Origin of the sequence: Bacillus haikouensis (genome assembly GCF_013179555.1) — a bacterium.
Classification (GTDB): Bacteria; Bacillota; Bacilli; order Bacillales; family Bacillaceae_B; genus Rossellomorea; species Rossellomorea haikouensis_A.
This window is the reverse complement of sequence record NZ_JABMCR010000041.1, coordinates 1-21,749: the sequence shown is the minus strand read 5'-3', so window position 1 is coordinate 21,749 and position 21,749 is coordinate 1. Positions and strand designations below refer to the sequence as shown.

At 42.9% G+C, this 21,749-nt stretch carries 25 protein-coding genes and 1 pseudogene; 5 read left to right on the top strand and 21 right to left on the bottom strand.

The window, feature by feature from the left end:
* Nucleotides 1-200, bottom strand: a pseudogene (locus HP456_RS06210) (YqeG family HAD IIIA-type phosphatase); the annotation flags it as partial.
* A 384-nt stretch (nucleotides 201-584) separates the two neighbouring features.
* On the opposite strand from HP456_RS06210, the gene HP456_RS06205 reads away from it, so the two are divergent.
* A complete protein-coding gene (locus tag HP456_RS06205) occupies nucleotides 585-722 on the top strand; it encodes a sporulation histidine kinase inhibitor Sda (protein WP_172249172.1) in 138 nt (45 codons plus the stop codon).
* Between the two features lie 206 nt (nucleotides 723-928).
* Here HP456_RS06205 and HP456_RS06200 read toward each other — a convergent pair whose 3' ends face one another.
* Nucleotides 929-1,714 carry a phosphatidylserine decarboxylase gene (locus HP456_RS06200; RefSeq protein WP_246288796.1) on the bottom strand — a complete coding sequence of 262 codons (786 nt, stop codon included), beginning with the start codon at nucleotides 1,712-1,714 and terminating at the stop codon, nucleotides 929-931.
* 170 nt (nucleotides 1,715-1,884) lie between these two features.
* Between HP456_RS06200 and pssA the strand changes: the two genes are divergently transcribed.
* A complete protein-coding gene (gene pssA, locus HP456_RS06195) occupies nucleotides 1,885-2,424 on the top strand; it encodes a CDP-diacylglycerol--serine O-phosphatidyltransferase (RefSeq protein ID WP_172249170.1) in 540 nt (179 codons plus the stop codon).
* A gap of 360 nt (nucleotides 2,425-2,784) precedes the next feature.
* On the opposite strand, the gene HP456_RS06190 is transcribed toward pssA, so the two are convergent.
* On the bottom strand, nucleotides 2,785-2,925 hold the full coding sequence (locus HP456_RS06190; RefSeq protein WP_172249168.1) for a hypothetical protein: 141 nt from the start codon (nucleotides 2,923-2,925) through the stop codon (nucleotides 2,785-2,787).
* Nucleotides 2,926-3,097: 172 nt separating this feature from the next.
* Here HP456_RS06190 and sigK point away from each other — a divergent pair, with 172 nt between their 5' ends.
* Complete coding sequence (sigK, locus tag HP456_RS06185) at nucleotides 3,098-3,811, top strand: RNA polymerase sporulation sigma factor SigK (RefSeq protein WP_172249167.1); 714 nt, start codon at nucleotides 3,098-3,100, stop codon at nucleotides 3,809-3,811.
* A 536-nt stretch (nucleotides 3,812-4,347) separates the two neighbouring features.
* Here sigK and HP456_RS06180 read toward each other — a convergent pair.
* The 6 genes from HP456_RS06180 to HP456_RS06155 all read right to left on the bottom strand — a co-directional run bounded on the left by HP456_RS06180 (nucleotide 4,348) and on the right by HP456_RS06155 (nucleotide 8,877).
* Nucleotides 4,348-4,488: a YrzI family small protein gene (locus HP456_RS06180; protein ID WP_172249165.1), complete on the bottom strand. Its 141-nt coding sequence runs from the start codon at nucleotides 4,486-4,488 to the stop codon at nucleotides 4,348-4,350.
* A gap of 495 nt (nucleotides 4,489-4,983) precedes the next feature.
* Complete coding sequence (locus HP456_RS06175; RefSeq protein WP_172249163.1) at nucleotides 4,984-5,226, bottom strand: YrhC family protein; 243 nt, start codon at nucleotides 5,224-5,226, stop codon at nucleotides 4,984-4,986.
* A gap of 106 nt (nucleotides 5,227-5,332) precedes the next feature.
* Nucleotides 5,333-6,469: a bifunctional cystathionine gamma-lyase/homocysteine desulfhydrase gene (locus tag HP456_RS06170; protein ID WP_172249162.1), complete on the bottom strand. Its 1,137-nt coding sequence runs from the start codon at nucleotides 6,467-6,469 to the stop codon at nucleotides 5,333-5,335.
* Between the two features lie 2 nt (nucleotides 6,470-6,471).
* Nucleotides 6,472-7,395, bottom strand: coding sequence for a PLP-dependent cysteine synthase family protein (locus tag HP456_RS06165; protein ID WP_172249161.1), 924 nt, complete (start codon nucleotides 7,393-7,395; stop codon nucleotides 6,472-6,474).
* A 136-nt stretch (nucleotides 7,396-7,531) separates the two neighbouring features.
* Nucleotides 7,532-8,224, bottom strand: coding sequence for a 5'-methylthioadenosine/S-adenosylhomocysteine nucleosidase (gene mtnN / locus HP456_RS06160; protein ID WP_172249160.1), 693 nt, complete (start codon nucleotides 8,222-8,224; stop codon nucleotides 7,532-7,534).
* Nucleotides 8,225-8,238: 14 nt separating this feature from the next.
* Nucleotides 8,239-8,877: a class I SAM-dependent DNA methyltransferase gene (locus HP456_RS06155; protein WP_172249159.1), complete on the bottom strand. Its 639-nt coding sequence runs from the start codon at nucleotides 8,875-8,877 to the stop codon at nucleotides 8,239-8,241.
* 177 nt (nucleotides 8,878-9,054) lie between these two features.
* Here HP456_RS06155 and HP456_RS06150 point away from each other — a divergent pair, with 177 nt between their 5' ends.
* Together HP456_RS06150 and HP456_RS06145 are read left to right on the top strand one after the other, a co-directional pair.
* Nucleotides 9,055-9,267, top strand: a complete 213-nt coding sequence (locus tag HP456_RS06150) for a DUF2536 family protein (protein WP_172249158.1) — start codon at nucleotides 9,055-9,057, stop codon at nucleotides 9,265-9,267.
* 174 nt (nucleotides 9,268-9,441) lie between these two features.
* Nucleotides 9,442-9,579 carry a hypothetical protein gene (locus tag HP456_RS06145; protein WP_172249137.1) on the top strand — a complete coding sequence of 46 codons (138 nt, stop codon included), beginning with the start codon at nucleotides 9,442-9,444 and terminating at the stop codon, nucleotides 9,577-9,579.
* 458 nt (nucleotides 9,580-10,037) lie between these two features.
* On the opposite strand, the gene HP456_RS06140 is transcribed toward HP456_RS06145, so the two are convergent.
* The 12 genes from HP456_RS06140 to alaS form a co-directional block, all read right to left on the bottom strand.
* Entirely contained in the window at nucleotides 10,038-10,718 is a 681-nt protein-coding gene (locus HP456_RS06140) for a YrrS family protein (RefSeq protein WP_246288794.1), read from the bottom strand.
* 114 nt (nucleotides 10,719-10,832) lie between these two features.
* Nucleotides 10,833-12,578 carry a peptidoglycan D,D-transpeptidase FtsI family protein gene (locus HP456_RS06135; RefSeq protein ID WP_172249156.1) on the bottom strand — a complete coding sequence of 582 codons (1,746 nt, stop codon included), beginning with the start codon at nucleotides 12,576-12,578 and terminating at the stop codon, nucleotides 10,833-10,835.
* 112 nt (nucleotides 12,579-12,690) lie between these two features.
* A complete protein-coding gene (gene greA / locus HP456_RS06130) occupies nucleotides 12,691-13,167 on the bottom strand; it encodes a transcription elongation factor GreA (RefSeq protein WP_172249154.1) in 477 nt (158 codons plus the stop codon).
* Nucleotides 13,168-13,338: 171 nt separating this feature from the next.
* Nucleotides 13,339-13,974: a uridine kinase gene (udk, locus tag HP456_RS06125; RefSeq protein ID WP_172249152.1), complete on the bottom strand. Its 636-nt coding sequence runs from the start codon at nucleotides 13,972-13,974 to the stop codon at nucleotides 13,339-13,341.
* Nucleotides 13,971-15,251, bottom strand: a complete 1,281-nt coding sequence (locus HP456_RS06120) for a peptidase U32 family protein (protein WP_172249174.1) — start codon at nucleotides 15,249-15,251, stop codon at nucleotides 13,971-13,973. Before HP456_RS06120 ends, udk begins: the two co-directional genes overlap by 4 nt.
* 44 nt (nucleotides 15,252-15,295) lie before the next feature.
* Nucleotides 15,296-16,225, bottom strand: coding sequence for a peptidase U32 family protein (locus HP456_RS06115; RefSeq protein ID WP_172249150.1), 930 nt, complete (start codon nucleotides 16,223-16,225; stop codon nucleotides 15,296-15,298).
* Nucleotides 16,212-16,871, bottom strand: a complete 660-nt coding sequence (locus tag HP456_RS06110; protein WP_172249148.1) for an O-methyltransferase — start codon at nucleotides 16,869-16,871, stop codon at nucleotides 16,212-16,214. The genes HP456_RS06115 and HP456_RS06110 overlap by 14 nt, the downstream gene beginning before the upstream one ends.
* Before the next feature lie 220 nt (nucleotides 16,872-17,091).
* Complete coding sequence (gene mltG / locus HP456_RS06105) at nucleotides 17,092-18,225, bottom strand: endolytic transglycosylase MltG (RefSeq protein ID WP_172249146.1); 1,134 nt, start codon at nucleotides 18,223-18,225, stop codon at nucleotides 17,092-17,094.
* A 162-nt stretch (nucleotides 18,226-18,387) separates the two neighbouring features.
* The gene (locus tag HP456_RS06100) at nucleotides 18,388-18,678 is read right to left on the bottom strand and encodes a DUF1292 domain-containing protein (RefSeq protein ID WP_172249144.1); all 291 of its coding nucleotides are present in this window, start codon (nucleotides 18,676-18,678) and stop codon (nucleotides 18,388-18,390) included.
* Between the two features lie 15 nt (nucleotides 18,679-18,693).
* On the bottom strand, nucleotides 18,694-19,110 hold the full coding sequence (ruvX, locus tag HP456_RS06095; RefSeq protein ID WP_172249142.1) for a Holliday junction resolvase RuvX: 417 nt from the start codon (nucleotides 19,108-19,110) through the stop codon (nucleotides 18,694-18,696).
* 3 nt (nucleotides 19,111-19,113) lie between these two features.
* On the bottom strand, nucleotides 19,114-19,380 hold the full coding sequence (locus tag HP456_RS06090; protein WP_172249140.1) for an IreB family regulatory phosphoprotein: 267 nt from the start codon (nucleotides 19,378-19,380) through the stop codon (nucleotides 19,114-19,116).
* An 83-nt stretch (nucleotides 19,381-19,463) separates the two neighbouring features.
* Nucleotides 19,464-21,749, bottom strand: a 2,286-nt coding sequence (gene alaS, locus HP456_RS06085; RefSeq protein ID WP_172249139.1) for an alanine--tRNA ligase, incomplete at its 5' end; no start/stop codon positions are given.

The window sequence follows — 21,749 nt, the reverse complement described above, 5'->3', positions numbered from 1 at the left end:
ATCGTGACCAGGATCCCTTGTTCCTGCATTTCCTTAAACCACTGAATCAACTTAGGAGTAGCATTGGGCCTGTCCCACTCAACAAGTGTATTATCCAGATCGGTAATGATTGCCTTGATCCCTTTTTCCTTTAAGTACTCCGGACGGATACTGAAAATGTCCTGGACCTGTTCATCAGGTAAAAAATGCTTTAACACCATCTATACACCTCAAGTTTCTATTTCATTAATAACAACGTACTTTAACCTTAATTAAATCAATGATAACCAATTTTACTTGCAGATTCAAAATAAACCATATTATATGTGCCGGGTCAATGAATATTCCAGCTATTTATAAATATTTTTCGACAAATTTTATTGCCACCAGCTTCTGTGGATAACCTTATTCACATTATTCCCTCAATAAAGTTAGGTAATTTTACCAGTTGTATACAGTTTAACCACAACTTATCCACCAATCACTGTGGATAACGGAACGCTTGTTCTAAAAAAAATTATTTGGTAAAGTTTAATTACTACTTCATAACTTACTAACGATATGTTTCAAAATAAAAATGTATGACGATCCTGGAGGTGAAAATAATGAGGAAATTATCGGACGAACTGCTATTGGATTCTTACTACAAAGCGTGCCAATTAAAGCTCAGCTCGGAATTTATCCGCCTCATCGAAATGGAAATTCACCGTCGGTCACTTACACATCGCATAAAAGCAAGTTAAAACGAAAAGCGGAGGGGCTTCGCTCAGAGGCGACAAGCATAAGACAGGGCAGCCAAAAAGGCGCGCTTTGCCTTTATGGATGGCATGGCTTATGTCTCGAGCCTCTAAGCCCCGGAGCTGGACAAAGAAAAGCGGAGGGGCTTCGCTCAGAGGCGACAAGCATAACACAAGAAAATGGGACGGATAATTTCATCCGTCCTCTTTTTTTATTCATTAAACTTCCCAATCGTTTCGCCCATTTTCACTGCCCTCGGAACAGCTTCGTCCTCAGTAAAACGGAACCGGTCTCTTTCAAACAGAAGAATGACGGTCGAACCGAAAGAAAAATAAGCCACTTCTTCTCCCTGTATCCACTCCGTATTATGGTTAACATACTCGATACTGTTCACAAACATTGCTCCTACTTTAACAACTGCCACTTTCCCAAGCAGATGCTGAAGCTCAGTGATTTCACGATAATTTTTGGAAAGCACATCCTTTCCGTACAGCAGCCCTGACTCATTAACAGGATAGGAATGCCTCCCCAGCGACCACCTATTTAATACGCCCCCATCAACAGGACTGTGAATACGATGATAATTTGCCGGACTCAAATAAAAGACCGCAAACGTCCCGCCAAGATATGGAGCAGATTTTTCATTACTTCCCATCATCTCCAGGATGGAATACGGTCTTCCTTTGACTTCGATCGTAAGGTCTTCGGATATCATGCCGCTTTCCGCGAGCAGCCCGTCTACCGGACTTACTGCATCATTTTTTCCATATTGGATGAATCTCGCATCTTTTCTCAGCTTTCTGATAAAGAAGTCATGCAGGGACCGGTAATCCTTTACATTTCCTTCCAATTCATTCACATCAATCTTGAACGTCCTGATGAAACTGGATATGAACGGCATGCTTATACGTGACTGCACGAATTTCCTCAGGAGAAAAGAGGACCATTTTTTATTTGTCAATTCGATACATATTCGATAAAATGATTGTTTCATCATGATCCCTCTCTATCAATCACAAAAGAATAGAACTTTCGCAGTTTAATAAGTATATAATAAATTATGATTATATACTATATTGAAAGGGATATTTTATCTGCCGGGAATCATTTTATTTCTCATACAATCATAAGGATTTGTAAAATGAATTTATAAGGAGTGAAGGCTTATTGTTACTCTCCGATGTCGTTGATCAAACAGTAAGAAAGTTGAAATCCCAAACCGCCAATCTTTTGACATTGACCAATCTTTCCCTCGGAGGATTCAGTGTCATTGCAACCCTCCACAATCAAATGAACTTAAGTCTGCTTCTCATTTTCATCGCTGCGCTGACAGACCGTTTGGATGGCATGGCAGCAAGAAAACTGAACATAGAATCAGAGCTTGGGAAACAGCTTGATTCGATGAGTGACATCATTTCTTTCGGCGTCGCACCTGCTCTGCTTATCTACACTGCAGTTTTAAATGAATTTGCATTTCCGGGGATGTTTTTCTCGATTCTATATATAGGCTGCGGTGCTTTTCGTTTAGCACGCTTTAATATTACTGACAGTACCGGTTATTTTACTGGGTTGCCCATCACCGCTGCCGGCTGCCTGTTAACATTGAGTTACTTAGCCCTTCCATTTATTCCTGGAGTATTGGTCTTATTCATAACGATTATTTTATCATTATTGATGATCAGTTCGTTTACGCTTAAAAAGGTGTAAGAAAGACCCGCGAAGTGCCGCGGGTCTTTCTGCATAGTCAAGCTATGAAAAAGGCAAAGTATGCCTTTCACGCTAACCTGTATTGTGCTTGTCGGTGCTTCCGCTTTTCTACTTGTCCAGCTACGCGGTTTAGAGGCACATGGCTTAAACCAAACCGCCCAGGAAGGCAAAGGACGCCTTCATGGCCGGTTCGTCTTATGCCACCCGCCTCTTGAGCAAAACCCCTCCGCTTTTCTTCTTGTCCAGCTACGCGGTTTAGAGGCACATGGCTTAAACCAAACCGCCCAGGAAGGCAAAGGACGCCTTCATGACCGGTTCGTCTTATGCCACCCGCCTCTTGAGCAAAACCCCTCCGCTTTTCTAGTAGCAATTTGTATAGTACCACCAGCCACCAAATAGAAATAGCAGGATGAGCAGAACGACTGCCAGTGCAAAATAGAAACCTCCGCCGCCATAACCATAGTATACTGGAGGACCGTAATAAGGATAACCATATGGCATGTGCATACCTCCTAACACACTTAGTATGATTAATATATGTGACACCATTAGGATGTGTATGGGCATATCCCCCTTTAATTTGCATGAAAGGCTCGTATACTTTCAGGGGACGTGCAAGGACTGGCTGATTCCTTCATATGCTTACTGTATAAGTCCTTATGGAGGTGTGAATATGTCTGGCGTTCTAACAGCACTGGGATATTTCTTCAAAGAATTGATATTTCTCGTCTCTTATGTAAAGAACAATGCGTTCCCTCAACCCTTATCTGCAGCAGATGAAAGAAAGTATTTGCGCATGATGGCCGAGGGAGACGACCACGCACGAAATCTGCTGATTGAGCACAATTTACGATTGGTCGCGCATATTGTGAAAAAATTCGAAAATACCGGCGAAGACCCAGAAGACTTAATTTCCATCGGGACAATCGGATTGATCAAGGCCATCGAAAGCTATTCGGAAGGGAAAGGAACAAAGCTTGCCACCTATGCTGCCCGGTGTATTGAAAATGAGATACTTATGCATTTAAGGGCCCTGAAAAAAACAAAAAAAGATGTTTCCCTTCATGATCCGATCGGACAGGATAAAGAAGGAAATGAAATCAGCCTGATCGATATCCTAAAATCGGAAACAGATGATGTCATCGACACGATTCAATTGAGCATGGAACTCGAGAAGGTCCGAAAATATATATGCGTTCTCGATGAACGGGAAAAGGAAGTGGTCGTAGGCCGTTTCGGATTAGATATGAAAGAAGAAAAGACACAGAGAGAAATCGCTAAAGAACTCGGCATTTCCCGAAGCTATGTTTCAAGAATAGAAAAACGCGCTCTAATGAAGATGTTTCATGAATTCTACAGGGAAGAAAAGGAAAAGCGCAATAAATGATTTGTACGTATTGCAAAAAGTGCTCACGATTCTGAGCACTTTTTTGATGAACAAAAATACTTACTAATCACTATTCTAAAGCATTTGCAACTCATTCATAATAAAGTACTAAATCACTATTACACACTGACTTCAGCAGCGATGATCAACCCAATGGCAGACGTCAAAACAAGACCCCTAATCATGGAGAAAATCCCATTCACTCATCTTTACACCGAAAAACCCGCTGCATTCGTGAACAACTTTTTACTAAAAAATGATAGATTCATGAATTAGTTCCAGCGGATTATCGATATGTTCTTCCAATAGAAAAAGGGACCCTCATATTCCATAAGGGATCCCTTTTCCTCATTTTATCTATTTTTTCTTTATCCTATGAAAGTAAGCCGTCCAAAAAACGATATTCAAAAACAACTCTTCCACCCGCTTTCTCTTTCGTTAGGCAGAGTCCTTCTCTACCCATAGCGCATTCAGTCTTTTCTCCTGTATAAATATCATGTTACATTCTCCTCTCCAAATGGATGATTGTCTGTTCATTAAAAAATTTGAGACATAAACTGTTGTTTTTCTTTCGTTTGTTCAAATTGCTTCGTCACTTTGAAATTGTGTTCAGCTTCCTCAAATGATTCATGTTTCTTCTTGAATGTTACCGTTAGGAATAAAAGATTCAGTGTCATACGTATCACCCCTTTCAAAGCCTTATTTCAGGCAGTAAAAAGCCGCAAAGAGAACTTCCCTGTGCGGCACAAAAAAACCGCAGGAAAGTACATTCTCCCCGCGGCTTCATTTAAATTAGTCAGTGTGTTTAAATTAAACGAAAATCATCCAGTAAGCGGTCGAATGGTTTGAACAATATTCTGTTGTATAAGATTTATCAGCAGCGATGATCATTTTCTTCGACCTCCTTTAATGTGATTTTTTTCTTACATTGGTTAGTATATCCAATTACCTTTGAATTGTAAACATTTTATTTTCAACAAATTTCGATTTTTCTCGCCGCCAAGCTCTATTATTCTATTTAAGGGGTGTTCATTATGGAGCGGCACATTATCTATTTTTCGGAAGAATGTGCTTCTTCCCCTGGAAACTGCCTGTCCGGATATGCTGAAGTGCAATAGGGTGTTAACGCGAAATCCCACGTAAAAAAACAGGCCCATTCATGGGCCCGTCAGCTATTCATCCGCGGATTGCAGATCTTTTTTATATTTTATCGCTCTGGTGAAAAAGATGAGTGAAAGTCCAAGTAAAATGATGGTGCCTGTCATAAGCGTGATCGTCTTAACAGGGGTCACTGTTTCGGACGGGATCACCACCCCCAGGTACATAAACACACTCAATGCCAAAAGCGTAAATCCAAACCGTTTAAAGTCATTGATTTTATGCTGTATATTCTTTTTATCCAATGTTTGTTTCATCGATCAATCACCTACTTTTGAACTAGTAATCTCTTATTAATCGTAACATAGGAAAGGTTACAGCCTCCCATGTAATTGATACCAGTTCTTCCAATAGGCATTAAAGTTATTTTGTGAGAGCGCGTTCCAAATCTTCAATAAGATCCTCGGCATCCTCAAGTCCAACAGAAATCCTTACCAATCCGTCCGTTATACCTAATTCGCTGCGGCGGTCGGCAGGAATCGAAGCGTGGGTCATGCGTGCAGGAACTGAAATGAGGCTTTCTACAGCTCCCAGGCTTTCTGCCAATGTAAAATACTTTGTATTCGTGAGAAGAAGGTCTGCATTTTCTTCGCTGCCTACATCGAATGAAACCATTCCTCCGAATCCTGCTGCCTGCTTTTTCGCCACGTCATGATGTGGATGTGCTTCAAGACCAGGATAGTAGACTTTTGTCACCTTTGGATGTTTTACCAGGTAGTCCACTATTTTTTTCGTGTTTTCTTCATGCTCCTCCATTCTGAGCCCAAGTGTTTTGATCCCTCTGATCAGGAGCCATGAATCCTGAGGGCCAAGAACCCCGCCAGTGGAGTTTTGGACGAAGAAGAGCTCTTCAGCCAATTCTACTGAATTTACGACTACAAGCCCGGCGACTACGTCACTGTGCCCCCCGATATATTTGGTGGCACTATGCAATACGATATCGGCGCCAAGACTCAACGGGTTTTGCCAATATGGCGTGCTGAATGTATTATCGACGATCGTCAATAGATTATGCTTCTTGGCAAGTACTGCCGCGGCTTCTATATCCGTAATTTTCAATAAGGGATTTGTTGGCGTTTCTATATACACTGCTTTGGTATTTGGTTTGATTGCTTTTTCAATATTTTTCAGATCGCTTGAGTCCACAAATGTAGATTGAATTCCGAGTCTGTTTAATACTTTCGTCATGACTCTGTAAGTACCGCCATATACATCATCTGTCAGCACGACATGATCTCCGCTGTCAAACATCATCATGACCGCTGTTATCGCAGCCATTCCGGATCCGAACGCGAAACCTTTCTTCCCGCCTTCTAAATCTTTGATGAGTTCTTCCAGTGCGTGTCTTGTCGGGTTCCCTGACCGAGAATACTCAAACCCTTTATGTTTTCCTACTTCCTCCTGTTTGTATGTGCTTACTTGATATATCGGTGTAGAAACCGCTCCTGTTTGTGGATCGAGTCCAACGCCGCCGTGGATTAATTGAGTCTTCTTTTTCATAGTCAGATTCCTCCTTCATATATTTTCTTGCTTAAATAGCGTTCACTTGAGTCCGGAAAGATGGTGAGAATATGGCTGCCCGACTCTGCATTTTCCGCTTCGATTAGAGCCGCGTGAAGTGCTGCGCCAGATGAACTGCCGACGAGCAGCCCTTCCTGTAATGCCGCTTCTTTCACTTTCATGAACGCATCGTCATCCGTGACAGTATGGATCGCATCGAAATAAGTCGCGTCCATATAGTCAGGGAGGAATTCCATTCCGATTCCTTCGGTTTTATGAGGTCCCGACGCTCCCCCGTTTAATATAGATCCTTCCGGTTCAACAATGACTGTCTTTATTGCCGGATTCATTTCCTTGAGGTATCGTGAAGTGCCCATGAATGTACCACCGGTGCCGGCTCCTGCTACAAAGGTATCAATCCTTCCATCCATTTGCTTCCATACCTCTGGTCCGAGCGTTTTATAATACGTTTTCGGATTGCCTTCATTTTCGAACTGTGCCGGGGAATAAGAATGATCGATTTCCTTCAGGAGTTCTTTCGCCTTCGCGATGGCCCCTTTCATCCCCAGCTCTGTGGGAGTATGGACGATTTCCGCCCCCAGAGCCTTCATCAATTCCTGTTTTTCGATGCTGAATTTCTCAGGAATACAAAAGATCACTTTGAACCCTGAGTTAACAGCAGCCAAGGCCAGACCGATACCGGTATTCCCTGCAGTCGGTTCGATAAAGACGCCGCCCGGTTTTATCTTGTTAGTATCTATGGCTTCCTTCATTAATTCAAGCCCCAGTCGATCCTTAACACTTCCCCCTGGATTGAGGAATTCCAATTTAGCAAATAGACGCACCCCATTTTTCAATGGAAAGTGTGTCAATTCCACTATAGGTGTATTGCCGATCAATTCATGCACGTTGTTATAAACATCCATTTCTTTCGCCCCTTTACCGAAAAAAGCCGACCTTAGCACGTATTCCTCACATATCATTCTTAGAGCTGGCGGGTTCACCACAGCTTTCAGAAAAGAGTGAAAAAATGAAGGCTCGGGTCAGCTTCATTACAATGGTTTATACGGATTCCACTATATTCATAACCATCTTAGCAGAATGCAGAGCTGCTTTTTCGAGATACTGCTCGAAGGAGACGTCAGATTCCTTACCTGCAATATCCGATAATGATCGGATGATCACGAACGGTACATTGAATTGATATGCGACCTGTGCAATAGCTGCCGCTTCCATTTCAACTGCTTGTAAGGCTGTAAACTTATCCCGAATAGCTTCTACCCTTGCAGGATCATTCATGAATGAATCCCCTGTCGCAATCAACCCTGATACAACCTGGGCGTCTCCCAGTTCCCTGACACTCTCAACTGCCGCCTTCATTAATTTATCATCCGCTGTAAACGCAGCAGGCAATTGCGGCACCTGCCCGTATTCATAACCGAAAGCTGTCACATCCACGTCATGATGGCGAACTTCCGTTGAAATCACGACATCTCCTACGTTCAATGAAGAATCGAATCCACCGGCTGATCCTGTATTGATGATGGCATCCGGTTTGAAATGCTGCAGTAACACGGCAGTTGACATTGCAGCGTTTACCTTGCCTATCCCCGAACGAAGGAGGATGACTTCTTTGTCTTTCATCGTTCCACTTGTATATTCACAACCTGCAATTGTTTCTGTTTGCGGATTTGAAATGTTATCCCTTAATAATGCAACTTCTTCTTCCATTGCTCCAATGATGGCGATCTTCATGTTTTGACCTCTTTCTATTGTTTAGTCGCCTCCATAATCCAGACAAAGCTGTTAATCTGACGAAAATGAACGTTAAACCCTTCTGCACTTAATAATTCTTCAAGTACATCCAATGTCGTATAGTATTCCCGTTTTAAATCTTCTGCAAGATTCAGAAAGCCTTTATCCATTGCTTGATTGATGGCGGCCTGATAATGCTGTTCTGTTTCAAACATTGTATCAGCAAATACTATTTTACCACCTTGAGCAAGTAACTTTCCATAAATGCCAAATGCTTTTCCTTTTTCTTCGTCTGTTAAATGATGAAATGCATAGGTGCTGACAATCGTATCAACGTCCCCATCCAGCTTAAATTCAAGAAAATCCCCATCGAAAAACGGAACGGTTTCCCCAAGTTTCTGCTGTCCAATCACTCTCATTTCAGGAGAAGGTTCGTATGGAATCACGTCTAAGCCTGCTTCGGAAAGCTTTGCTGTAAGATTTCCTGTCCCGGGACCAAATTCCACTACCGTCCCTCTTGAAAGAGACACTACGCCATCAAGGATTTCTTCATATTTATCAAAAACTTCTTTGTACTCTGCATCTTTCCCTGCAACCGTATCATCGTAAGAATCTGCCCAGTCCTCGAACAAATCCAAAAATTCTCTACCCATCAATAAGCACCTCAGTTTAAAATTAAGTTTATAATTCCTATCAACATAGTATGAATTAATTTTAAAACTGTTATTAAAGTATCATATTACTTTTGCAAATTCAACAAATAAAATTTGTAAAAATACTTGCCACACACTAAAATGATAGGGGCAAAGTCCATATGAAGGAGGAATCCGATGAATATCTCATTTGAATTGATTGAAGACAAAGTAGAGTTTTTCGAGGCAGGTCAACTAAAGACCCTTGAGAAAAAAATAGATGAGCAAATCCAGCATAATAAAGCAATCATGCTGCATGTGCATAATGTCCAGCATCATGTATCCATCGATGAAAATGGCAGGAGACTCTACACCGCTGTCGTTCATTTCAAAGTAAAGAAACAAGTGTAAAGAAAAGCGCAAGCGCCTTGCTCAGCCCCCACAAGCGTTGGAGGGCCGTCCCGTGAAGTCGCCCTTTGACTTCATGGGACGGACCGAAACGTCTCGAGGGGCTAGGCGCTGGAGCTGGACAAAGAAAAGCGCAAGCGCCTTGCTCAGCCCCGACAAGCGTTGGAGGGCCGTCCCATGAAGTCGCCCTTTGACTTCATGGGCGATCCGAAACGTCTCGAGGGGCTAGGCGCTGGAGCTGGACAAAGAAAAGCGCAAGCGCCTTGCTCAGCCTCGACAAGCGTTGGAGGATCGAACAGTGAAGTCGCCCTTTGACTTCATTGGGCGATCCGAAACGTCTCGAGGGGCTAGGCGCTGGAGCTGGACAAAGAAAAGCGCAAGCGCCTTGCTCAGCCCCGACAAGCGTTGGAGGTCCGTCCCATGAAGTCGCCCTTTGACTTCATGGGACGGACCGAAACGTCTCGAGGGGCTAGGCGCTGGAGCTGGACAAAGAAAAGCGCAAGCGCCTTGCTCAGCCCCGACAAGCGTTGGAGGGCCGGCCCGTGAAGTCGCCCTTTGACTTCATGGGACGGACCGAAACGTCTCGAAGGGCTAGGAACTGGAGCTGGACAAAGAAAAGCGCAAGCGCCTTGCTCAGCCCCGACAAGCGTTGGAGGATCGAACAGTGAAGTCGCCCTTTGACTTCATTGGGCGATCCGAAACGTCTCGAGGGGCTAGGCGCTGGAGCTGGACAAAAAAACTCCGGGCGCGTGCACCCGGAGCTTACTTATTGATCAATCTTTATCATTTTCGATTAATTCCTCAACCTTTGTCGGCTGCCAGCCTTGCCCGTCAGTCCATTGGAGATAGACCCTGTACGCTGTGGAACCGCTTTTCTCAGTTACCGTCCCTATAGACTTTTGAGGACCCCCATTTCCTTCGATATACCAAACAGTCATATTATCTTCGGGGATTCCCGTAGCGTAAGAAAGGGCTTTGACTTTTTCCTGCCAATCGGGTGTACCCATATCATAGGAAGACACATGCTCGCCTGACTGTTGTGTACCGACCGGCTCCCAATCAGGGTGCACAATTGTATTCTTTACATTGGGTTCACTGCTTTCCTTTATTTGAGCATTGCTGTCATCAAGTCCAACAGATTCTTTTTCCTCTGAAGCCTCTTCTTCTTTCTTCTTATCTTTATCATCTTTTTCAGTTGAATTGGATTCTTCATCCATGGAAACTGTGTTTTCATCTTTTTTTTGCTTATTATCACGATCAGCACTGTTTTCATTTGTGTTTTTCTCTTCGTTTTTAACCTCTGTTGATGCATTTTCTTTATCGGAACCATTACCGGTCAGAATCGTCGCACCTACCACAACGATTAAGAGAACAACAACAGCGATCATTATATTTAAGACTTTATTGGTTTTACTTTTAGAGCGTCGATCTAATCTAGAATTATATTTCGCCATAAGATTCCCTCCTATTATCCTAAACATTTTAACATGATAGAGTAAAAAGAATAAAGCGAAACATTAACCAATTTCCGGGGCAGCAGTAGATTGGTCCGTTCGGAACGGGAGGTTTTACTCATGTGCGAGTTTATAAACAGCATCCACACTGTCTTTAAAAATCGGGTAAATCCCTCCTTCATCGATGAGCACATCCATATTGACTGCGACTAAAGCATATTTTGGTTCTTCAAATGGGAAATAACCGGCAAACCATTTATTGTACAGCTCTTTTCCCTCCTGTTTGCTGCCTGTTTGTGCCGTTCCTGTCTTACCGGCAATCTCATAGAGGGCAGTGTCTAAATATGGGGCAGTCCCTTCAGGCGAGTTGACCACTCCCCTCAGATACTGCTGCATCTTCATAGCGGTGAAAGGGGAAATCTGCTCTCCTTCCATCTTCTGTTTTGGGAAGGAGAACATGCTTGTCCCGTTTTGATAGTCGATGGACGTAGCCGCATTGACTCTGTACTTTTCCCCGCCCCTGGCTATGGTGGCCATCATATTGGCAATCCCAAGTGGAGTGACTCGTACTTCCCTCTGCCCTATTCCTGTTTGGGAGATATAATTTAGATCTTTTCGTTCCTCATCCGATACAAAAATCCTTCCCTCGCTCACTTGCAGCTGAGAAAAATTTTCGTAATGAAATACATTCCCATTCCATGATAGATCACCTAATAATCCAAGCTTCTCTGCATATTTCTCAAGAGAATGGGAATCTTTTTCCACAAGTTCCTTTGCCAGGTCAGCGAAGGTTCTATTACAGCTGACGGCTATACTCGATTCTATGTTAATCGACCCATGTTGTTTGTCAGCTGGTTTACCGTAAATATCCTTATCACAATTAAACATGCGTGATTCATCCACGATGCCTTCATCCATGGCTGCTGCCGCAACAATTGTTTTGAACACAGAACCAGGTGCCAGTGCTTTCAGCATATAATTGGATGCGCCACCGCTGAACGGGTCACTGTTGTTAACTGCAGGACGGGACACATTAGCAAGAATTTGACTATTCTCTATATCCAGAAGCAGCAAGCCGCCTTTCTTGATATTATACTGATCTGCAACTTCTTCAAGGGCTCCCTGTATCTCAATATCGATTGATGTTTTGACATTTAACGGATAAAACGGATTGGCGGGGGCAAGGTACTTCACGTCGGTCCCGAACAAAGGTCCCCCGATGGCATCAACGTGGTAGATCAGCTTTGACTGTTCTTCAGATATCAGCCACTCATCAAAGATTTCCTGCATCCCGGTGACACCTATCTTCTGGTGTACTCCTTTTACTTTATCGGGATAGCGTTCATGAAATTCTTCGGCGTTTTCCCCCGTTATCCCAATAAGCTGGGAAGCTGGGATATGTTCGCTCTTAAACTTCCTCGTAACGGCAAAAACCCCTTGTATGTTCAAATCATTTATCTCATTCATCTGTTCATCGGAAAGCTGATAGGCTTCTTTACCTCCAAATACAATCGGTCCCTTAGCCAGCTCCAGCTTTGTTTCAATGATTTCAGGAGTGACATGGATGATGCGTGCAACTTCCTCGACCGGCCACTCTATTCTTTTTAAAAAAGGAAATAAGACAAGTACATTTTTCTCTTTGAATGTAAGCGGCTTCCCGTTTCGATCGAGGAACTGTCCCCTTCCCTCATCAATGATCAGCTGCTGCGTCCGCTGTGCCACACTTTCCTCAATCAGGTTGATCTTATGCTTTGTGAAAGATTCTGTCTGGAATAATTGCAGCTGCATCAATCTTGCGGATAATGTCAATAGCCCTATAAGCAGCAGGATACTCAGCAGTTTGACCCGTTTTCGTATCATTCCTCTTCACCTCGTCTACATTGTTGACGAGTTTCATTCATTCTAATCCGGTATGAAAGCAATAAAAAAGGAAGAAACCCTGAGATCGGGCTTCTTCCTTAATTTCTATTTCTCAGCTTACTTCTACAATCTTAACGCTCATTTCACCACCAGGAGTCTGGACAGTCACTTTCGCTCCTATCTTGTGGCCAAGGAGGCTCTTTGCAATAGGAGAATCATTTGAGATTTTCCCTTCAAATGGATCAGCCTCTGCACTTCCGACGATTGTATAGGTCTCTTCATCTCCATCAGGCAGTTCCACAAATGTCACACTCTTACCCAATTGAACTGTATCTGAATTCATGTCATCTTCCTGGATGATCTTAGCGTTTCGAATCATATTTTCCAATGTAGATATACGGCCTTCGACGAATGCCTGCTCATCTTTAGCTGCGTCATACTCAGAGTTCTCGGATAAGTCTCCGAAACTTCTCGCAATCTTGATGCGTTCTACAACTTCCTTACGCTTTACTGATTTAAGATTCTCAAGTTCTTTCTCTAATTTTTCTTTACCCTCTAATGTCATAGGGTATACTTTTTCTGTACTCATGACCCTCTTCACTCCTTAACTGTCTTAGAGCTTCCCGAGCTCTTTATGTAGTGATACATGATGCTTTAAGATGTAAAGGCAGGGAATGAAGGAAAGACTCTTCTCCTCCATTCCCTGATTCCTAAACATTGATGGGAATTTAACCTATATATGTTTATCTATGTTATCGTATTACAAAAATGACTTTTGTTCAAGAATTGTTTGAATTTTTGTTACCATTAAATCGATCGCTACGTGATTATGTCCGCCTTCAGGAATGATAACGTCAGCATAACGCTTTGTCGGCTCGATGAACTGATTATGCATCGGACGGACAACCGTGATATATTGATCGATAACTGAATCAATGGAACGCCCTCTTTCCTTAATATCACGGAGCATCCTTCTGATGATGCGGAGATCCGCATCCGTATCGACATAAAGCTTGATATCCATTAAGTTGCGCAATCTTTCATCTTCTAATACTAATATTCCTTCTAAAATGATGACATCTTTCGGTTCTACCAGTATAGTCTCTTCAGAGCGGGTATGCATTTTATAATCATACACTGGCTTATCTACCGCCTGATGGTTGATAAGTTCAGTTAAATGCTCTATGAGTAGATCATTGTCGAATGCCAAAGGATGATCATAATTGGTTTTCAACCGTTCCTCAAAGGGCAGGTTTGCTTGATCTTTATAATAATAATCCTGCTGCAGCATTAATATGGAATGGCCCTGGAATTGCTCATAAATGGCTTTGGTCACACTTGTTTTTCCAGAACCGGATCCTCCTGCTACACCAATCACAACCGGTTTTTGTTTCATAATTTTACTATGTTCTCCTTTCGCATCATGTTGTCAGGATAAACTCTCTGATCAACTTTGAACTTCACTATTTGCATCGGGTGACATGCCACGTCGAGTTCAATTCCTTTTTCGTCCCACATCTTATCAATCACTTGAGTGAAATTCAATATTTCCGGTCCGAAAAATTCCATTTCCTGTCCGGTTTTAAAATAATTTCGCTGCTGGACCGTTACAATTCCCGTTTCCTCATCATAATCCAGTACAAGTCCGACAAATTCAAAGTTGGTATTCTTTTTATTATGAACACCAAACATTTGCTCTTTAAACCCAGGCACCCCTTCAAAGAATGCAGGAGCCGCTTCACGGTTGGCGCATTTCTCGAGTTCTTCAAGCCATTCTTTCCTTATTTTGAAATGATCGGGGTCCTTACAATATTCATCAATGACTTTCCGGTAAACACTTACCACCGTTGCAATATAATGAATCGATTTCATCCGACCCTCGATTTTTAGGCTGTCGATGCCAAGCTCAATCATTCTCGGAATCGATTCAACGAGCTTCAAGTCTTTTGGACTCATTGCGAAAGGAGCATCATTTTCACTGTATAGTGGGTCTTCATCACCATCTTCAAGCTGATACAGATCGTAGTCCCAGCGGCATGATTGACAACAGCCGCCACGGTTTGAGTCACGTGCAGTCATGTGGTTGCTGAGCGTGCAGCGACCGGAATAGGCAATGCACATCGCACCGTGAATAAAGGTCTCAATTTCGATATCCACTTTTTCTTTCATTTCCCGGATTTCTTCACCGCTCGTTTCACGCGCCAATACAACACGATCCAGGCCTTCTTCTTTCCAGAATTGGACTGCTTTCCAATTGGATAAGCTTTGCTGAGTACTTAAGTGAACCTCTACCTGGGGCGCCACTCTTCTGCATGCCTCGATAATCAGGGGATCGGCAACGATGATCCCGGCAATTCCTGCTTCCTGAAGGCCTGTCAGGTAATCCTCGAGACCTTCCATATTCTCATTATGAGCGTAGATATTCGTTGTTACGTATATCTTTGCACCATAATTCCGTGCAAATTCAACGCCTTCTTTCATTTCTTCCAATGTAAAGTTGCCTGCATTTGAACGAAGTCCGAATTCCTGACCGCCGATATAAACCGCATCTGCACCATAGTGTACTGCTATTTTCAATTTTTCAAGGTTACCGGCAGGAGCCAATAATTCAGGCTTCTTCACGATAACACGTTTTCCGTCAACAACGTTAGAGATTGGGTCTTTTACAACCATGGTCAACGTAACTCCTCCGTTCTTTTCATCTTTCTTGAACTGATTTAATAGACCGTTTCCTTAAAGAAGAAACCTGTATCCAGCGGACGGTTGTCGGGCTGAAGCTGCTTTGCTTCTTCTAAAAGTTCATCCTTTACATCGTCATACTGTTCTTCATCCTGCACAAAAAGATCAATCGCTTTCCGATACAGTTTCGTGACTTCCATCATGTATTGAGAGGATTTCAATACCCCATCGATCTTGAAAGAATCTATGCCTGCTTCAATCAATTCCCCGAGTTCATCAATGATGCACATGTCATTGGGACTCATAATATGAGTTCCGTTTTCATCTTCGAAAATCGGATATTTATTATGACGTTCCTTGTCATGCAGGAACATGTTCTTTTGCTGCTTACGGTGTTCAATCTCCAATACCTTCCCCTGGTACTCAAAATAGTTTCCTAGCAGGGAGCGTTTCGATTGGAACATGCAGGTCATGCCGTGCACTTGAACCTCTACTTCCACTTCAGCGCTTTCCTTTATTTCCACGATAGAATCCATGCTCAATTCCCTGGCGAGAACTGCACGTTTTGCGCCTTTTCTGCCCCAATAATTGCAGGTATACCAATTGGTCGCCGTAGTTTCGGTATTCCAGTGCAGCATCATGTCCGGAGCAGCAATTCTTGCAGCCATCAATACGGCAGGATCTCCGAACACGATTGCATCCGCTTCAGCATCTTTCATAAAAGAAATATATTCTTCCAACTCTTCAACTTTTTCATTATGGAAAATAGCATTCATCGCAATATATACTTTTTTTCCATGGCTATGGGCGATCGTAATGGCCTTCTTTATTTCTACCTTTGAAAATTCCCCTGCTAGGCGCAAACCGAATTTTTGTTCACCCACGATAAAGGCATCAGCCCCGGCCCTGGATAAAGATTCAATGTCTGACAGGGATGTCGGGGTCACCAACAGCTCAGGCTTGTTCACTTTTGTTCCCCCTTTTTCTACTAATGGCGATACCATCCCCAACCGGCAGGATGGATGTTTCATACTCTTCATGATTCATCAGCCATTCGTTATATTTCTTCAATTTTTTGACCAGGTTCCTTATTCTTTTCTGCTCGACTTCCTCTTCTGCTACCAGTCCTTTGAAAAGAACATTATCTGAATAGACGACTCCGTCTTTCGTAAGCATCGTTGAATAGAGATCAAAGAATTTCTGGTATTGTCCCTTTGCCGCGTCGATAAATATCGCATCATAAGGTCCGTGTTTTTTCACTTCTTCCTGAAGTTCCAGGGCATCCCCGAAAAGAGCATGGATGCGGCTTCCGTGTTCGGAGCGTGTCAAGTAATCCTTAGCAGCACCGAATCTCTCTTCGTCACGTTCGATCGTCGTAATCTCCGTTCCGGGCAGAGCTTCCGCCATTCTTAATGCAGAGTATCCGATCGCCGTCCCGATTTCAAGTATGCGGGAGGGCTGTTGAATGGATAAAATGCCTAACAGGGCTTCTATCCCCACCAGCTCCATTATGGGCACATTGTTTTCTTCTGCAAAATGCTCCATTTCTTTTAGGAGCGGAGAACGTTTCCTAGTGATTGATTCTATATAGTTAATAACCTTCTCATTCATCATATGACTTCACGATCCTCATCTATAAACTGCCTTACAGTTGCGCATAACATGAAAAGAGAAAGCTACTAAGAGCTTTCTGATTCCATACGCACTCGCAAAGATAACGCACATTTATGAAAATAACTTGTACTATTTTAACACAAAGAGAAGAGGAAAGCGAATGATTCTTTCCTCTTCTACTGCAGCAACGGCAGTTGTATCATATCCTTCAAAACTTGAATTATTCGGATTGATTGGTAATATATTTCGCTTTCTTTTCATTATGTTCATCAAGCGTTTCTGAATAATAGACAGATCCGTTAGAAGAAGCAAGGAAATAATAATAATTTGTATCTTCCGGCTGGAGTGCAGCTTCAATTGACGAAGTTCCTGCATTTGCAATCGGACCCGGCGGCAGACCTTTCACCTTATAAGTATTATAAGGTGAGTCCACTTTTAAATCCTTATAAACTGTACGGGACTTATGTTCGCCCAGTGCATACAGGACGGTCGGATCGGTTTGAAGGGGCATCCCTTCGTCGATGCGGTTATAGAATACACTTGATATCTTGCCTCTGTCCGCTTTTTCGGTTGCTTCTTCTTCAATCAGGGAAGATAACGTTAGTAGTTCGTGTGCTGTATACTCCCTTTCAGCCATTGAAGCTTGATATTGGGCCAACACTTCGTCGGTTTGAGCAATCATTTTCGTAAGGATTTTTTCTAAAGAAGGTTTCTTCTCATAGAAAGAATAAGTTGCCGGATAAAGATATCCTTCAAGCGGCCTTTTAATATCTTTATGAAGGATTTCGTCTGTTATCAAGTTCGGGTATTTCTTTTTTAATTGTTCGAGCCATTTCTTATCGTTCAGTTTCTTTTCAATTTCGCCTTTATTATAAGGAGAATTATCTGCGATGATTTCTGTAATTTTATCAAGCTGAAGTCCTTCGGGCAGGGTGATTTTAAATTCAGCCTTCCTCATTACCTTACCTGTCTTCAAACTATTGACAATCTCATTCAGCGTCATGGAAGGTGTTAAATCATATGAACCTGCCTGAAAACCTGATTCATTATTGAATTTAACATAGTATTTGAATACTGTTCCATTTTTTACAATGCCATTTTCTTCTAAAACATTCCCGATGGATGTAACTCCCGAACCAATCGGAATCTCTACTTTCACCGGTTTGGTATCATCTGGATTCACTGGTTTAAGAGCAGAGTTTATGTATAGGTATCCGCCGACTGCAGTGCCTCCGATGATGATGAATAGTGATAAAATAATAAGTCCGACGATTTTACGGATGACTTTCGCCTCTTCCTGTCTTTCCAAGAGTTTTTTCATAAGTGTTTCTTTTATATTCTTTTTATCTTCCATTTCTTTATTCCCCTTTTCGAGCAAAAAGCTTGATATCCGTCATGTTTTTTCGACATCATCTTCCCTATTATACAATATTTTGCACAAAGTGAAACAGGGACCGGCAAAAAGGGATGAAAATAATCCCTTTGCCGGTCCCTGTCCTTTAATCCTTAATGAAAATTATTCGCCTTCTTCTTCTTCATCCAGGAAAGTATTTAACATTTCTTCAATCATGTCCCACTCTTCTTCTGTTTCAATCGGCTTTAATTCGCCTTCTTGACCTTCATCGCCTGGTTGGAAAGCGGATGCGTGAATTTCGATTTCTTCTTCGTCATCTTCATCTGCTCCAAGCGGATAGTACAGAACATATGATTTATTGAATTTATCCGACTCAAACGTGAACAGTACCTCACACAGCTGTTCATTTCCTTGCTCGTCTACTACTGTAATTTGCTTTTCTCCGTGTTCCATTAAACATTCACCTCATTATTTTTGACTGTCAAGATATCCTTGAAGAATCATCACTGCAGCCATTTTATCGATCACTTTCTTGCGTTTCTTCCTGCTGACGTCAGCTTCGAGGAGAACTCGCTCGGCAGCCATCGTACTCAAGCGTTCATCCCAATATTTAACCGGTAACGCAAGCTCACTCTGAATCAATTCACCGTATGCCTTCGAAGCTTCCCCTCTTGGCCCAATCGTATTATTCATGTTTTTGGGAAGTCCGACGATAACGGATTCCACTTCATATTCTTCGGCTAGTTCCTTTATGCGGTCGATACGGAATTCGCCTTCATCTTCATTGATTCTCACTGTTTCAATTCCTTGCGCTGTCCAGCCAAGGGCGTCGCTTATTGCAACGCCTACAGTTTTGGAGCCAACGTCCAGTCCCATTACTCGCATTCATTATCCCTCTTTATGCAGTTTCAAATACGATTTGACTAATTCTTCGATGATTTCATCACGTTCCAAACGGCGGATGATATTTCTGGCATCTTGATGTCTTGGAATATAAGCAGGATCCCCAGATAATAAGTACCCAACAATTTGATTGATCGGGTTATACCCTTTTTCCTGAAGCGCGTCATGAACTTGAAGCAGTACTTCCTTAACGTCATGTTCAAATGGCTCATCAGAAAAATCAAATCGCATCGTTTTGTCAAAAGAACTCATTTTTAGCACCTCTCTTTAGGCTTGTCTTTTCAACAAACGAATTGTTAATCGTTACCTTCATTGTACACCACTTTAACGCAGAGTTAAACGGATTTCACCCATTCTTCTACAAATTGCAGAGCTTCCTCTAATTTCTCAGGATTTTTCCCGCCTGCCTGGGCCATGTCAGGTCGTCCGCCTCCGCCGCCTCCGCAGCGGGATGCAACTTCTTTAACCAGCTTTCCTGCATGATAACCTTTGTCCACTAAATCTTTGGTTACACCGGCAATCACGTTTACTTTGCCGTCACCTGCAGTCCCCAGCACAATGACAGCGGAACCGAGCTTCTGCTTTAAGTCATCCATCATAGTCCTCAATGCATTGCTGTCTCCCGCGCCCACTTTTGCTGAAAGCACATTGATTCCATCGATTACTTTCACATGATCGGTTAAGCTTCCTGCTTCTATGTTAGACAACTTCGCCGCCAATGATTCATTTTCCCTTTGCAGTTCTTTCATTTCAAGCAACAAGGCATCTACTCGATTGACCAGATCTTTCGGATTCGCCTTCAGCTTATTAGCCGCTTCTTTCAGAAGTGATACTTGTTCATTCAGAAGGTTGTATGCACTTTCTCCTGAGACTGCTTCGATTCGGCGGGTGCCTGCACCGATTCCGCTTTCAGATATGATCTTGAATAAACCGATTTCGGAAGTATTGGAAACATGGCAGCCTCCACAAAGCTCGAGGCTGTAGTCGCCTATTGAAACTACACGGACGACTTCGCCATATTTTTCTCCGAACAGTGCCATCGCGCCCATCTCTTTTGCTTCAGCCAATGATTTAAGGTCAGTATTCACCGATATTGCTTTCCACACTTGCTCATTGACGATGCTTTCAATTTTCTCCATTTCTTCATTTGTGACAGATCCAAAGTGAGAGAAATCAAATCGAAGGCGGTCCGGTTCAACCAAGGATCCTGCCTGGTTAACATGTTCACCGAGCACATCCTTTAATGCCTGATGCAGAAGGTGAGTGGCTGTATGATTCTTCTCCACTTTCTTCCTTGATTCCCGCGATACTTTCGCCACTAGATTATGATTGCTTTTTAAAGTTCCCTCTTCAACGATCCCGGTATGGAGATTCTGTCCATTTGGTGCTTTTTTCACATCAGTCACGTGGACTTCTACCCCATCTGCTTTCAGATAGCCTTTGTCCCCGATCTGCCCGCCGCTTTCTGCATAGAAAGGAGTTTTGTCCAGGATGAACTGGAATTCCTGGCCTTTATCCACTTTTGGCTGGCGTTCCTTATCGACGAGTATCTCTACTACAGTCGCATTTGTTTCCAGATTGTCATAACCAATAAATTTGCTTTCCGTTGTGATATCACTTAAGATTCCGCCTTGCACCTGCATGCTTCCGATATCCTGACGTGCAGATCTAGCTCTCTCACGCTGGCCTTCCATCTCCTTTTCAAAGCCTGCCTGGTCGACAGAAAGTCCTTCTTCTTCAGCGTATTCTTCCGTTAATTCTACCGGGAAACCATATGTGTCATATAGTCTGAATACATCTTCACCAGGTATGGTACTGCTTCCTGCTTTCTTTTCTCTATCTACAATGGTAGAAAGAATTGCCAATCCTTCATTTAACGTTTCATGGAAACGTTCTTCTTCATTTTTCACGACCTTTTTAATGAATTCCGCCTTTTCTTTTACTTCCGGGTAGAAATCCACCATGATCTCAGAAACAACAGGGACCAATTCATACATAAACGGACGGTTAATCTCAATTTGCTTAGCAAAACGGACTGCACGGCGCAATAAACGTCTCAATACATATCCTCGCCCTTCATTTGAAGGAAGTGCCCCGTCACCGATCGCAAACGACACCGTACGGATATGGTCTGCTATTACCTTAAACGCGACATCGGTTTCTTCATGTTTGCCATATGTTCTCCCTGAAATTTCTTCAACAGCTTTCATGATCGGCATGAACAAATCCGTATCGAAATTGGTAGGGACTTCCTGGACCACACATGCCATTCTTTCAAGTCCCATCCCGGTATCGATATTCTTCTTTGGAAGCGGTGTATACGTTCCATCAGGATTATGATTGAACTGGGAGAATACAAGATTCCATACTTCAAGATACCGGTCGTTTTCCCCGCCGGGATATAATTCCGGATCTTTCGGATCATCGCCGTAGCCCGGCCCCCGGTCATAGAAGATTTCCGTGTTAGGTCCGCTTGGGCCTTCCCCGATATCCCAGTAGTTCCCTTCGATCCGAATGATTCTTTCAGCTGGTACTCCGACGTTTTTGTGCCAGATTTCAAAAGCTTCTTCATCTTCAGGGTGAATAGTGACGGATAATTTCTCTGGATCAAACCCGATCCA